Source organism: Peribacillus sp. NPDC096540, assembly GCF_050278525.1.
GTDB lineage: Bacteria > Bacillota > Bacilli > Bacillales > DSM-1321 > Peribacillus.
Genome location: NZ_JBNNTG010000045.1, coordinates 1 through 14,663 on the forward strand (window position 1 = coordinate 1; position 14,663 = coordinate 14,663).

Annotated in this window: 13 protein-coding genes and 1 pseudogene; 12 read left to right on the forward strand and 2 right to left on the reverse strand. The window is 35.9% G+C overall.

The genetic code is table 11. The annotated features are described in order from the left end of the window. Window positions 1–230 precede the first annotated feature (230 nt). Window positions 231–668 carry an AAA family ATPase gene (locus tag ACQKMR_RS25015; protein ID WP_427699736.1) on the forward strand — a complete coding sequence of 146 codons (438 nt, stop codon included), beginning with the start codon at window positions 231–233 and terminating at the stop codon, window positions 666–668. Window positions 669–1,287: 619 nt separating this feature from the next. On the opposite strand, the gene ACQKMR_RS25020 is transcribed toward ACQKMR_RS25015, so the two are convergent. Beyond that, window positions 1,288–1,722 (reverse strand): hypothetical protein, encoded by a 435-nt coding sequence (locus ACQKMR_RS25020; protein WP_427699710.1) that lies wholly within the window; start codon window positions 1,720–1,722, stop codon window positions 1,288–1,290. A 387-nt stretch (window positions 1,723–2,109) separates the two neighbouring features. Between ACQKMR_RS25020 and ACQKMR_RS25025 the strand changes: the two genes are divergently transcribed. From ACQKMR_RS25025 to ACQKMR_RS25040, 4 genes are all read left to right on the forward strand, one after another. Beyond that, window positions 2,110–2,595, forward strand: a complete 486-nt coding sequence (locus tag ACQKMR_RS25025; protein ID WP_427699711.1) for an N-acetyltransferase family protein — start codon at window positions 2,110–2,112, stop codon at window positions 2,593–2,595. Window positions 2,596–3,071: 476 nt separating this feature from the next. Next, entirely contained in the window at window positions 3,072–4,388 is a 1,317-nt protein-coding gene (locus tag ACQKMR_RS25030; protein ID WP_427699712.1) for a transcriptional regulator, read from the forward strand. 293 nt (window positions 4,389–4,681) lie between these two features. Continuing rightward, the gene (locus ACQKMR_RS25035) at window positions 4,682–5,917 is read left to right on the forward strand and encodes an MFS transporter (protein ID WP_427699713.1); all 1,236 of its coding nucleotides are present in this window, start codon (window positions 4,682–4,684) and stop codon (window positions 5,915–5,917) included. A gap of 85 nt (window positions 5,918–6,002) precedes the next feature. Then, entirely contained in the window at window positions 6,003–7,439 is a 1,437-nt protein-coding gene (locus tag ACQKMR_RS25040; protein WP_427699714.1) for a M20 family metallopeptidase, read from the forward strand. A gap of 819 nt (window positions 7,440–8,258) precedes the next feature. Here the strand turns inward: ACQKMR_RS25040 and ACQKMR_RS25045 are convergent. After that, window positions 8,259–8,618 (reverse strand): annotated as a pseudogene (locus tag ACQKMR_RS25045) (ATP-binding protein); the annotation flags it as partial. Between the two features lie 474 nt (window positions 8,619–9,092). Here ACQKMR_RS25045 and ACQKMR_RS25050 point away from each other — a divergent pair. The 7 genes from ACQKMR_RS25050 (at window position 9,093) to ACQKMR_RS25080 (ending at window position 14,632) form a co-directional block, all read left to right on the forward strand. Then, on the forward strand, window positions 9,093–9,407 hold the full coding sequence (locus ACQKMR_RS25050; RefSeq protein ID WP_427699715.1) for an HMA2 domain-containing protein: 315 nt from the start codon (window positions 9,093–9,095) through the stop codon (window positions 9,405–9,407). Window positions 9,408–9,418: 11 nt separating this feature from the next. Further along, window positions 9,419–9,958, forward strand: coding sequence for an HMA2 domain-containing protein (locus tag ACQKMR_RS25055; protein WP_427699716.1), 540 nt, complete (start codon window positions 9,419–9,421; stop codon window positions 9,956–9,958). Further along, window positions 9,951–12,074, forward strand: a complete 2,124-nt coding sequence (locus ACQKMR_RS25060) for a heavy metal translocating P-type ATPase (RefSeq protein WP_427699717.1) — start codon at window positions 9,951–9,953, stop codon at window positions 12,072–12,074. Before ACQKMR_RS25055 ends, ACQKMR_RS25060 begins: the two co-directional genes overlap by 8 nt. Next, window positions 12,046–12,633, forward strand: coding sequence for an HMA2 domain-containing protein (locus ACQKMR_RS25065; RefSeq protein WP_427699718.1), 588 nt, complete (start codon window positions 12,046–12,048; stop codon window positions 12,631–12,633). Before ACQKMR_RS25060 ends, ACQKMR_RS25065 begins: the two co-directional genes overlap by 29 nt. A gap of 69 nt (window positions 12,634–12,702) precedes the next feature. Next, window positions 12,703–12,936 carry a hypothetical protein gene (locus ACQKMR_RS25070; protein ID WP_427699719.1) on the forward strand — a complete coding sequence of 78 codons (234 nt, stop codon included), beginning with the start codon at window positions 12,703–12,705 and terminating at the stop codon, window positions 12,934–12,936. A gap of 712 nt (window positions 12,937–13,648) precedes the next feature. Beyond that, on the forward strand, window positions 13,649–13,900 hold the full coding sequence (locus ACQKMR_RS25075; protein WP_427616709.1) for a FeoA family protein: 252 nt from the start codon (window positions 13,649–13,651) through the stop codon (window positions 13,898–13,900). Window positions 13,901–13,903: 3 nt separating this feature from the next. Further along, complete coding sequence (locus ACQKMR_RS25080) at window positions 13,904–14,632, forward strand: FeoB small GTPase domain-containing protein (RefSeq protein ID WP_427699720.1); 729 nt, start codon at window positions 13,904–13,906, stop codon at window positions 14,630–14,632. Window positions 14,633–14,663: the final 31 nt, after the last annotated feature.

Sequence of the window (14,663 nt, forward strand, 5' to 3'; positions counted from 1 at the left end):
ACTGTGATATAAATTGAAACGCCGTATACGCGAACCGTACGTACGGTGTTGTGAGAGGGGCGAAAATAATACACTTATTTTCCCCCTACTCGATTTTTCAACTATCGGGGCAGGATAGTGGAAGTTGGAAGAGGACATTCCAAATAAATAAATAGAATAAATTTGATATAAAGAACTCTAATGACGGTGGTGGTCTTATTGAAAAAAACATTCCAAATAAAATACATATTATAGGTTCAGTTGGTAGTGGAAAAACAACCTTAGCAAGAGAGTTATCCTCTAAGTTAAATATCCCACTTTATGAATTGGATAATGTTATTTGGAAAAGGTATGAATCTGGAGATATTAGAAGAACTGAAGAAGAAAGAGAAGAATATTTTAATACTATTATTAATTCTGAAACATGGATTGTAGAGGGGGTTCATAATGAAGAATGGGTGTCTAATAGTTTTCGTAATGCGGAATTAATTATTTTCTTAGATACAAATTATTCAGTGAGAACCTATCGAATAATAAAAAGATTTATCTTACAAAAGATTGGATTAGAAAGGTCAAACTATAAACCCACATTAAATATATTTTTTAAAATGTTTAAGTGGAATAGATATTTTGAAGAAGTAGGGAAAATTTTTATAATAAATTTGGGATATACGATAATAAGATATTAGTTGTGACAAATAAGAACGAAATTAAAAATTACTTCAACTAACATGTGCGTTAACTGAAGATAGAAGCTGTTTTAAGGCAACTTTTTCTTTATGCAACTATCGGGGCAGTTTAGTTGAAGAGTGCTGTTTGATCTTTATTCAACAATTGGGCCATATTCTGGAATAACGGGTAACCCCAAGATACCTGTAACTTTTACATTTAAACTTTAGCGGAAATAATAAAATCCTTTTTGGTTAAGGCTTAGAGGACATTAGAATCTTTAATTCCTGGTGTTAATGTCCTCTATCCTTTATTATCGGACATCAGAAAAACGTTGCTATAAAAGATCTTTCGAATGATTGAAAAGAATGGACGCAAGTCCCATCGCTATGAGAAAAAAACCATATTTGACATCCTAGGGTCTATGAGTGTACACGGAAATCTCGACCTGCTGCGTAGAAAATTGAATTTAAAAATGAAGCTTGATAACGCTCATCTAGGTCTGCATGACATTCTGTTAAGGTCCCAGTTGATTCGGATTTTGAGAAAAACGGTAGTATCAAACTCGTTTTTTGTTATTAGCATGATGGGCATGGGGTTTATCCTCTTACAGAGTAGAAGACAACTCGGACATCTCTGTTACTGTGGTTGCTGACCATCGTACTGCTTTTTCTTCATTCTTGTGCCCAGTATGATGAGGGCGACATAGATTACGATGGCAATCGAATCTATAAGCGTATCCGTAAGCCCCGATACGTCAAGCAATGCCGTTACACCAAGAATAACCATTAGTCGGACAATCAGGATCGCCGCGATCAACCATGCGGCAAACCGGATCTTTGATCGCTCGGTTTGGAATGACATGAAAATGAAAGCGATGCCGAAGATCAGATTTTCCGCCGTGATGATGTGCCAGACATACGTGAATACTGTCCGGGTACCAACGGATATCGCCTCAATGTTGAGCGTCGGTAGCACAGCGGATTGCCCGTTCCATGCGTGCGTGACGGCAAACAGCATCGCAAGGACGCCTGCAATCAGATAATAAAAATTCCTAACCTTGATGTTCACCACAACCTTTCTTGGAAATTCCCGGTTCCTTCTTTCTCTTTTTTGTTTACTTCTTTATTATTTTCAATTTATTTCCTTAAAGTGATTTTATTCACTTTAAAATGCAGAAAGAACGTTACTTTAAATAAAGTGGCTCATTTCCGTGACCTTGTCATTTTATGCCACAAACGGGCGCGTTTCTTGAATAAGGTTAGCTTTTCTTATAGAACTAACGGGTGCGTTAGCTTATGATCGGAGCTGTCTTTAAGGCGACTTTTTCTTTAAGCAACTATCAGGGCAGGATAGTTGCATAAGAAAAAAAGGATTTTCTGACTAATTAATGGAATTTATATTAAAATGATTAAATCCAAATAAACAAGAATAATAATTACATATGAAAGGGGGATGTAAATGAATTTTACTATCCGTAAAATGCAAATGGAGGACATACATCAAGTTCAACAAGTTGCAAAAACAAGTTGGAATTCTACCTATGAAGGCATTATCCCTCTTAAAATTCAGGGGAATTTCTTAAAGTCTGCTTATAATGATGAGATGATGCAAAAACGTTTAGAGGGTTCTTTTATATTCGTTTCAGAGGTTGATAGAAAAATTGTAGGCTTCGCTAACTTCTCTCCTGTAAAAGAAGGCGGGGAGGCAGAACTTGGAGCAATTTATATAAACCCAGAATACCAAGGAAAAGGAATAGGAACTGCTTTACTAAAAGAGGGCATTAAGTACTTAGAAGGTGCAAAAGAAATTTTTGTCAATGTAGAAAAAGATAATCAAATAGGAACAACGTTTTACAAGGCAAAAGGGTTAGAAGTTATATCTGAATTTGATGATAACTTTGATGGACATATCCTTAAAACAGTAAGAATGGTCCTAAAACTATGATTGTGATTTGTTAAAAGAACAATGATTTGAGAAGTTAAACCTAATGATAACTAATTGAAACGTTTTGACCTAAATGGTGCGATAGTTTAACAAAGGGTTGCTGCGGCGACCTTTTTCTTAACTAACAGGGGCGTTAGCTTAAGATCGGATCTGTCTTTAAGGTAGCTTTTTCTTTATGCAACTAACGGGGCAGGGTAGCTCTATAAGAAATTGAACCAATATGTAATAATTGTTAAAATTAAATTTGAGAGAATAGGAGAACAGCTAACAGGTGCATTGAGGGAGATTATGAAAGGTTTAAATTTATCAATAGTAAAGTCCAACAATATCCATTTTTAGATAACCTTAAATGGGTTTGTTTGTTTTCTTGTAAACTTTCATAAGGCACTTTTGAATACAAACAATGTAGTAATTTGTTTCAAAATAATTCGAATACTATTATAGTATAAAGAAAATAGTAGGGAGACGATTTTGGATTGATTAGAATTGGAGTGTTAGTTGCATACAATTCATTAGAAGAGATAAAACCCATTGAGCAGTTATTAAAAACACAGTGTGAGTTAACCTTTTTTACATATAAAAAATTGGTTGAAATAAAACAAATATATACTGAAACTCAATTTTTATTCGATGGGATTGTCATGAATCATCTTGCTTATTTATCATTAGAAAAAGAAGTTATCGAATTTAAGACTCCTACATTTAGCTATATGCCAAGTGAAAGTGATTTTTTTAAGACAATGTTTAAGGTCAGCACAACTTATAGGGACCTTGACTTCTCAAGGGTCTGCTTCGATTATATTGGTTATTCCGATTTATTTTTTGAATTAGAAGATGTTTTTGTAGAAGGACAATTTCCATATATAATAGAAGGACATATTTCTGATCAAATGTATGAAGAATTGTTACAGAAGCACCTTGAACTTAGTAAAGCTGGAAAGATTGACCTGTCAATAACATCCTTTAGTAGTATTTTAAATGAGCTAACTAAACTTGGAATTAGGGCTGTTCATCTTAATGCAACCCTAAAAACAATCCTTGAGACCTTTGAAATAGTGATAAAGGAAATTGAATATCGAAGATTAACCGAGAACCGGATTGTCATTGGTCATATTACAAGTGACTCATTTGAACCCTCTAATGATGGATTGAATGATTTGGAATTAAACCAAATGTTATTGCACACTTCTTTGTTGTCGTTCAGCAAAGGAAATAATGTTCCTCTTATTATTCAAAGAAATAATTTATCTTTTGAAATAATAACTTCTTATAAAGATCTTAAACTTTTAACAAATCAGTTTAAATCAGATTTGGTTTTGGAATATTTAAAAGAACAATTGCAGTTTAATATAAATATTGGATGGGGAATTGGAAAGACATTGTATGAGGCCAGAAAAAAGGCGCAAAATGCCAATAATAATGCGGATACGGATTCCTATCAATCTATCATTATTACCGAAGATGACCAAATTATTGAACCTTTAGAAGGTAGATCTTTGTTAAAATACTCAAACTCAGTTAGTCCTGAGTTACATGAGCTAAGTGAAAGATTAGACATTTCATCCCTACAACTTCAAAAAATATTATCAGTGATTTCAAATACCAACAGCAATGAACTTTCATCCGAGGACATTTCCTTCCATCTAGGAATTACGATTAGAAGTGCAAACAGGATGCTGAATAAGTTGGAGGACAAAGGCGTTGCAAGTGCTATATATAAAAAGCAGGAAAAATTAAGAGGAAGACCGAAGAAAATTTATAAAATTAACTTTCAAAAGGCCTTGGATAACTAATTGTAAATAGGCAATACCTCTATCAGGTACCAAATAAGGTACCTGATATTTTTTTATAATGGTGATTTTTAAAATAAAACCATTAGGATGTTGTCTACTTCCTTGAGAAATTGGTTGGAAAAAAACTAATTGAAGTTATCAAAATATTATGTTAAATTAATTTAAGACATAGTCTTAAATATGACTTAAATATTTTAATGTACAGATGTTATCCAATTAATAAGGAGGTGTATCCTACTAAGTTATTAAAAAACCTATAAATGAAAACGTTAACAATAGAATGGGGGTTATTTATGGATACAACTAGTACAAACCGTAAACACAAAACATTAATACTTACACTTCTAGTATTTGGTTATATTATCAACACCTTCGACAGAATAGCCATTAATGTAGCTGTCATTCCAATTTCCAAAGAGTTCGGATTAACGGAAACACAAGTAGGGCTTATAATTAGCAGTTTTTTTCTAAGCTATGCTATTATGCAGCCGATTGGAGGAAGCCTGGCAGATAGAATAGGTTCTCGTAAAGTAATCGTATATTCCTTAATTGCTTGGTCGATTCTAACAATCGTAACCGGTGCAGCATGGTCATTTCTTTCTCTAATCGCTTTCCGTTTTTTATTTGGCATTGGAGAAGGAAGCTTTCCTGCAGCAAGCCAAGTTTCGCTCGCTGAAACCTTTCCACAGAAAGAGCGAGGACGTGCCAAATCGATTCTGCTTGCAGGAGGGAAGGTAGGAGGAGTACTAGGCACACTGGTTATTGCAGCTATAATTGCTCACTTTAATTGGAAGTTCATGTTTGTCATCCTTGGCTTTGCTGGTTTGATACTTGCTCTATTTTTTTGGAAATATTTCCATCCGGTCGAAATTCAATTAGAATCCCAAAAGACAGCTGGTAGAAAAATGTCGTTAAAGGAGGCTTTTAAAACTCCATTAATGTGGAAACTTACGGTAATTTACTTTGGGATTTCCATCGTAAGCTGGGGTTCAGCGTCATGGATGCCATCTTATTTGGTTAAAATACGCAATCTAGATTTAGTTTCAATGGGAGCAGTGGAAACTATTCCGTCAATTTTTGGTCTTATTACGATTCTAATCAGTGGTTGGATATTGGATAAATACATGGTCGGACGTGAAAAATATTTAATCGTTTTTGGTTCTTTGATGGGGATTGTCTCATTATATTTATTTATCCATTCCCCTTCCATTGTATATGTTATCGTATATGGTTCATTATCTAACATGGGAGTTTGCTTTGCTCTAGTTGCAACTCTTACTATGCCACTAAAATATGTAGCCTCCTCCTCAATGGGATCGGCTACCGGTATGATTTATTTGGGTGGACAAACAGCCGGTGTGATTGCCCCAACTGCGATGGGATTCATTATCCAACAGTTTAACGGTTCCTATAATGCAGGTTTTTGGTTTTTAATCGCAGCTCTTGGCATTTCACTACTGGTTGGGATGACTTTGAGAGTTTCTAACACAACAGATACACAGGCTGGAGAACTATTACAGGTTAGGTAGGGTAATTTTAGTTATAGATTAAAGTATTGCCATCTAGCTGTATGTGAGAGGCGAAAATAAATTTGAAAAGAGGAAAGGTGTTTCTATGTTTAATCGTGAAAGAATAATGGATATTATTGAACAAAAAAGAGAGAAGCTTATCCATGTAAGCGACCGTATTTGGGAATATGCTGAAACTAGGTTTGAAGAATTCCAATCTTCAGAGTTGCTTTGCAAAACACTGGAAGAAGAAGGGTTTAGTATAGAACGAGGAGTCGGAGGGCTGGAAACTGCATTTATTGGAAGTTATGGAAGTGGGAGTCCCGTCATTGCTATTCTTGGGGAATATGATGCTCTCTCTGGATTAAGCCAAGAACGAGGAACGGCTCTTCAACAGCCGATTCAGCTGAGAGGTAACGGTCATGGCTGCGGGCATAATTTATTAGGGACGGGTTCATTGGCAGCTGCTGTCGCAGTTCGTCATTACATGGAGGAAAACAACATTAAAGGAACAATTCGCTATTACGGCTGTCCTGCCGAAGAAGGTGGCTCCGGGAAAACGATCATGGTCCTTAAGGGTTTGTTTGATGATGTAGACACAGCCATCTCCTGGCATCCGTATTCCTTTAACGCAGTTGCATCGGTATCTAATGTGGCCAACTATCAGGTGTACTTTAAATTCAAAGGTAAAGCAGCCCATGCCTCTGGCTCCCCTCATCTCGGACGCAGTGCATTGGATGCCCTAGAGCTGATGAATGTTGGGGTAAACTTTCTCCGTGAACATATCATACCAGAAGCTCGCATTCACTACGCAATTACCAACACTGGAGGGCTCGCTCCCAATGTCGTCCAGGCTGAGGCAGAAGCACTCTATTTGGTTCGAGCTCCAAAAATAGAGCAGGTAGAAGAGATTTACCAACGTGTATGCAAGGTTGCCCATGGAGCTGCCATGATGACGGAAACCGAAGTTGAAATCACTTTTGATAAAGGATGTTCCAACTTGATTCCTAATCAAACGTTAGCAGCTGTTATGTACAATAATTTCAGTAAGATAGGGGTTCCAGATTTTAACGAAGAAGAAATAGCTTTTGCCCGTCAAATTCGCGCCATCATGCCAGAATCGGATAAGCATAGTATTTTTCATATGCTTTCACAGCTTCCGGTACCCAAAGAATTACTACAGCAGATAAAAGAACAAGAACTTTCAACAGTGTTAATGCCTTATGTGAACAAAACATTTCATATGACTGGTTCGACCGATGTGGGAGATGTAAGCTGGAATGTACCTACTGTGCAATGTGCGACCAATTGCTTTGCGATGGGAACCCAGCTTCATTCCTGGCAGGCAGTGGCTCAAGGGGGAACCTCCATCGGTCATAAAGGTATGCTTCATGCTGGCAAAGTGATGGCAACTACAGCTGTTGAATTGTTACTACGACCGGAAGTTATTGTCGAAGCAAAAGCCGAACTGAAGGAAAGATTGGATGGGGCTACCTATGTCTGCCCAATTCCAAAGGAAGTCAATCCATCTAGGAATCTATAATTTTCTTTAATTTATTTGGAAACATTGATAAGGTTGCCAAGGCTTTTTGAAAAAAGCACTTGGCTGTTTTATTATATGAATTATTTGCGGTAATGCCTAAACCCAGGGATGTAGGGCGAGATACGGTCCTTAACAAGGGAAAAAATATATCGTTAAATGGATTTATGATAGTGTGTATTGTGAAATAAAAGAATTAGCTGCAAAAATAATTCAAGCAAATGAAGAATAGATATATATGATACATTATGAATTGGATGGTGAACTTTTAATTAATTTCTCTAGTAGGCATAGTAAGCTTACTCTAGAAGAGGAAAGTGTTTAGGACAAGTAAGGTGTTATAAAGAGGATTTACCATTTGATCCCCACGCCCTTATATCAGAAAAGAATTCTAAAAAATTATATGAAATTTTCTTTGACAGATAGCTCGATGAATAAAGTCGCTGAGCATTTCTATTACTCTACCTTGAGAGTTTGTTAATCAACTAACGAAGAGCGTTAGCACAATTAGAAATAGTGGTGAAGTATTGATTCTTTTATATTAAAATCTTCAGCAATCGGGCGCATAGATGGAGTAACGAAAAAAGCCCAATTTCTCAATTGTAACGCTGAGAAATTGGGCTTTTTATATTGGCATTTCCTTAACGTTGTAAATCCGCATTTTCCTGCTACCCCCATGCCCATCAAGTTAAAGTTTTATTGCACCCCCAGAACGAAATTTTTAGGCTTTCTTGTAACAAAGAAGCATATTCTATCATATTGGAGTTGTTTTCTTAGCTTGATAGCGATGTTGTGTGACCCCTTCATGGTGATATGGTATACCTAAATAGAAGAATAAGAACCTTCATTTTCGAGGGTAGTTATAGGAAGACTTACATTAATTGTCGTTCCTTTGCCCACTTCACTTTCGATAAGTATCTTTCCTTGGTGCTTTTCAATAATTTTATAACAGATCATTAATCCTAAGCCGATACCATCTTCTTTGATACTATAAAATGGCTCTCCTAGATAAGGTTTACGTTCTTTTGGAATTCCACACCCGTGATCGATAAATCGAATGCTTAGCTGGTGCATATCAGGTACATATTCGATTTGAATCAAGATTTCTCCTCCCATTGTCGTCGCTTTAATCGCATTTTTTAAGATATTAATAAATACTTGCTTTAATTGATTGCCTTCACAAAGTGACACATAAAAAAACACCATCCTTTTTATCGTATTACAGAAAGAATAGCGTTTTTTTCGTTTTGGTGATAATAATTTGCCTTAGTTTGATGGGCATGGGGTAGCGTCAGGAAAATGTGAATTTACAACGTTAAGCACTTTTTCCTGACGCTACCCTAGGTATGGAAAAACAAAATGCATTCAAAATTCATTTATTAACTGCTCGGGTTAGCCCCATAAGCTAGCAATTGAAAAGAGACTGACACCTATGTGTCTAGGGGGGGATTTTTGCACCAGAACCATAAATATTACAGTAGCATATTGTTAGAGTGAAATCAGGGGGGTATACAATTAATTCAAATAATAATATAGTTGTATGTATAGTAATTTGATTTATTTTACATTTTATTAATACAATTACTTTATTGGGATTTATTGATTGATATAAAGAAGTATAGTGTTAAAGTAATGAAGGGGTTGGTTTTTATTACTATGTTTGGAAAAGTTACAGAATTCATGCCTATGAAGCATGTGGAAAGAAAGCTTGGGAAATATGGCATTCAGTTAGTCCATTTTATTCCGGGGCGTATCAGGCTACAATCTGCTGAATGGAAAGAGAATGATAATTTAGTAGATAAAATTACAAAGAAGCTGCAAGCACAGCCTTTTGTATTTTTTATTCAGTCAACGAAAGAAACAGGGAGTTTAGTTATTACATATGATGCATCTTATATTACAAATATGAAAGAATTAGAGGCATGGTTCGGAATACTAGATGAAGTATATGTGAATGGATTTGTAAGGTAGGGGGAAATAGTTTGATATCAACAATTATGGGCATAGGGGCTTCTTTATTTGCACCGAAAATTATGTCCCAATTTCGAGATCAAAAAATAAAAGTTATACATGCTATGCCGGGAAGATTACGCATACAGTGTGATAATTGGAAGAATCCTATAGTAGCAAACATTTTAAATGACAAGGTGGAAAAACATCCACTTATTTCAACTGCAACGGCTTCACCTATTACAGGAAGCTTTACTTTAGAGTTTATCGTTCCTCATATTAGTCAGCAAGAATTAGATGATGTTCTACATTCTATTGTTCAAATTGCATCGGATGCGATGCTGTATGCAGATGCTACTCTTATGAGAGGCATGAAAAAAACAATGGACACAGTAGATGTAGGAATTAAAAGACAGACGAATGGATTTGCGGATTTTGATAGTTTATTTGTATTGTTTTTATTAGGAAAAGGAATACATGGCTTCAGCAGTGGGCCTACATTTTCAGCTAGCCTATTTTTTTGGGCATATTCTATTGTGAAAGGGAAAGGAAGTGACAGACCGCATGTTTGATTCAATTCATGTGGTACATTCCTTACCAGGTAGAACAAGGTTACAAGTAAAGAGCGCGGCGCAGCCTGCGATGATAGAAAGCTTAGTTCGTTCGTTACCACAAGTATTTTCAGCAACGTATACACGTGAGACAAGTAGTTTACTTGTTTATCACGATATAACACTCTCTTTTTCCAATTTGAAACTGTGGTTAACAAACTTTCTTTCGTTTGAAAAAAAGGTGAGTCAGCATTCCTTTTCTTGGAAACAATTTGCACCTGTTGTAGCATGTGCTGGAGTCTTAATCACAAACTGGTACATTCAGCGTAGTCAATTTGGACTTATGTGGAAAGCAGTATCGTATTGGACTGCAATGGCCACTTCTGTTTTCACTTCTTATGAGGTAATAAAAGATGGAATTGCTAATGTGGTAAAAGAACGGAAAGCAAATGCAAATACATTAACAGCAGCTTCCATTTTTGCTTCTTTATATTTGAAAAATCCAGGATCGGCGCTCGTCATTACATTGATGTCTACAATTAGTGAATTATTGACAGAGTATACGTCAGAAAAAACGAAGCAATATATTCATTCTGTTCTAGAATTTGATACAACATATGCTTGGCGATTGAATGAACAAGGGATAGAGGAAAAAGTTCAACTTGAGCACATTCAAATTGATGATACAGTTGTTGCATTTACAGGAGAAAAGATACCAGTAGATGGTGTTATTCTAGAAGGGAATGGAGTGATTGATGAATCGTCTATTACTGGAGAGTATATGCCAAAAGAAGTTGGAAAGAATGCGCAAGTGTACGCGGGAAGTATTTTGCAAAATGGACAATTGAATGTCCGTGTTGAGAAAATTGGCGATGATACAGCTATTTCACGCATTGTAAAACTATTGGAAGAAGCTCAAGAGAAACAAGCGCCAATTCAAAATATAGCAGATAAATTAGCTGAAAAAATGGTTCCGGTTTCATTTGCATTAGCGATAGCTACCTTTATTTTAACGCGAAATATGAATCGTACGATGAACATGTTGGTCATCGATTTTATTTGTGGTATTAAGCTATCAACTGCGACAGCCTTGTATGCTGGGATTGGGAAAGCTGCTAAAAAAGGAGCTATTATTAAAGGGAGTAATCATCTCGAAGAAATGGCGAAGTTAGACACAGTTGTTCTTGATAAAACAGGTACAATTACAGAGGGAACTCCAGTTGTAGAACATGTTATTCCTTGCGCAGGATATGAAAAAGAGGATGTTATTAAATGGGCAGCTGTCGCTGAAAGAAATTCATCTCATCCAATTGCTGAAGCAGTTATGAGACAAGCTGATGAGTGGGGGATTGAAATTCCGAAGCGAGATGACAATGTCCAAGTTGATACAATTGTTGGTAAAGGAATTTGTACATACTTGGAAGGAAAGCGTATTGCGGTCGGTAGTTTGAGATTTATGAATGAATTACAAGTAAATATGGAATCTTTCATCAAAAATATAGATAAGGATGCAAATATTATTTACGTTGCATACGATAGGGCGCTAGTAGGTGTCGTTAGTATATTTGATAAGATTCGTTCCGGTATGTATAAAGCGATTCGAGACTTGCGTCAACAAGGAATAAGAGATGTTGTCATGTTAACAGGTGATAAACAAGTTGTAGCTCAAGAAATGGCAGATCGATTGCGCCTTGATTGGTATCATGCGGAAACTTTACCTGAGGATAAGGCGAAGTATGTGTTGCAATACGGGCGAAAGAACAGAGTGATGATGGTAGGAGATGGAATTAATGATGCGCCTGCGTTAGCGCATGCGAATGTTGGTGTTACAATGGGAGCGAAGCGAACGGATATCGCTTCAGAGGCCAGTGATATTATTATTACATCTGATCATCCAGAAATGTTATCAGAGTTAGTTGGGTTATCGAAAAAAACGATGAATATTATTAAACAGAATTTTATTGCAACTTTTGTGATTAATGGAGCAGCCATTTTATTCGGTGCATTTGGAATTTTTTCACCAGTTATAGGAGCAGCAATTCATAATGCTGCAACAATTGGTGTTGTATTTAACAGTGCAAGAATTTTATGGGAAGGAGACGGAAAATATGAGACCAAAGTTCTATATTCTGCATGATATACCAGGACGTATTCGTTTACATATTCCAGCTTTGCGAGATAACACGAAATATGATGAAATTCAAACGATGTTTGCATCGCTTAGAGGAATTCAATTTATAGGTATTCAGCCGTTAATTCAAACAATGTTAATTCAATATGATGTAACAGAAGTTTCACGCAATCATGTATTAAAATATGTATCTCTTTTTTTTCATCAAACTCGTCTAGATCCATTAGATGATCTGATGATTCATGTTACACCAAGTGTACGAGGAGATGTATTTCGTACATTGGTAGCTGGTGTTTTACTAGTATTTGCATATATTCGTAAACCATCGATGAAAAAACCAGATGCGCTGGTATATGGAGCTGTCATTGCGACGGGATACGCAGTATTATCGCATGGTAATAACAATAATAAATTGCGTCACCCTGATATTTTAACAGGAATACTTAGCATTGTATCACTTGGACCATCGAATATGCTTCATATGGCGATGGTAACGTGGGCTGTGAATGTATTAGAGTTATTACATGAGATGCGTGTGAGCAATCGAATAAAATATACAATGTAAGATGTAATTTCATGTATTATATATGAATTTATATAAAATATAAAAATATAGTAATGGAGGAAGAAAAAGATGACATTAAACAGAGATTTCTTAATGGGGTTTGTTTCTGGAGCAGTAGTAGGAGCTGTAGGCTATCGTTTATATGAACAAAATGGTGGCCAATTACAACGCCTTGTACAACCAAACGCAGTATTTGGTGGCAGAGCACCTGAAGGCGCAGTTTCTTACCAACCTTCTGTAGAAGAGCTTATGGCACAAAAAGAACGTCTAGAAGACATGATTGCTGAATTACAAGTACGATAAGAAAATGGGGACCAGCTAATGAGCTGGTCCCCATTTTTGGTTCTGGCGTCAAAATGATTCTCTAAAAACCATAGATGGCAGTCTCCTTTCAATTACTAACTTATGAAACTAACCCGAATAGTTAATGAATGAATTTTGAATATGCTGTTGAATTGAAACAAAGTTGTACTCTTTATAAGAAAGTCGTACCGTTTTGATAAAAGTTTAATCGTTTATAAAAAAGATGAACAGGTATTATGTGAATTACGTTTTTTGTCGAATGACAATATGGTTGTTTAATTTACAATAAAGGCGTTTAAAAATTACTTCGTAACCTGCATTCTACCGTTTTTCAAACAACTTTATTTTCGAAATGAGCGTCATGTTCTCTCAGTGAAAACGTAAAATAAAAAAACTTTATGATGAGAATCAAGACAGTTGATCACGTAAGAATACACCTTGAGCAACTTATTTTTAAATGACTTCATTGTCACTACACAGTTTTTCTTATTCAACAATCGGGCCATTTTATTGAGTAAGGATCAGAGAAGTGATTAAACTTTTGTAATAAAAGAATGTTTGAATATATTAAGGGCGTGTTTTGATCAATTTTTTTAAAAAAAATACGTTTTTCTGTTGACATTTTAAGGAGATAAGGAATAAGATTATCATAAAGTTGCACAGAGTAAACTTTTTATCTTTAAGGAAATAAAATTTGTTAGGGGAATGAAACATGTCCGATGTAAAAATGTTACGTCTGTCAGATTGTAAACCAGGAGATCACGTTCTTATAAAATCATTATCATTAGAAGGGACTATGAGAAGACGATTATTGGATCTTGGATTTGTAAAGGGATCTGAAATTACAGTAATCCAAAGAAGTCCACTTGGAGATCCTATGGCATTTCGAGTAAGTGACACAACTATTGCATTACGAAAGGAAGAGAGTTCTAAGATTCATGTAGAGAAATTAGGAGGTGCATAAGAGATGAGCGTATACAGAATTGCTCTTGCAGGGAACCCGAATACTGGGAAAAGTACGTTGTTTAATTTGTTGACAGGGTTACGCCAGCACACCGGGAACTGGCCTGGTAAAACGGTTATTCGCGCAGAGGGGGAGTTTACTCATAATGATACTGAGTACACCATTGTAGATTTACCTGGTACTTATTCTCTTTATTCCAATTCCGTAGATGAAGAAGTAGCCCGTGATTACATTATTTTTGATAAACCAGATGTGACGCTTGTCGTTCTAGATGCAACATCATTAGAACGGAATATGAATTTAGCTCTTCAAGTAATGGAGATGACAGACCGCGTCGTTGTTTGCTTGAACTTAATGGATGAAGCCCAGAAAAAAGGAATTAAGATAAATAGTGAGATGCTTAGTAAAAAGCTTGGTACTCCGGTAGTGAAAGTTTCGGCAAGAAATAAAACAGGAATCAAGGAATTGTTAGATATAGTCCATGAAATGGCAAAAGGAAATGTACCGACAAATCCATATCGCATGACCTATTCAGATGATATTGAAGCAAAAATTGAAGAGCTTGCTCCAAAGGTAAGACAAATGATCGGGGATGAATTTCCAATTCGTTGGATCTCTTTGCGTTTATTAGATGGTGATGAAAGGATTCTCAACTCGTTAAATACCTACTTCCAAAAAAAGAAAAAAAGGAAAGGAGGATTTAATAATGTCTCAATCAATGCAACCACTTGAGGGAGAGGGGTCTCTAGTCTATTTATTCAAT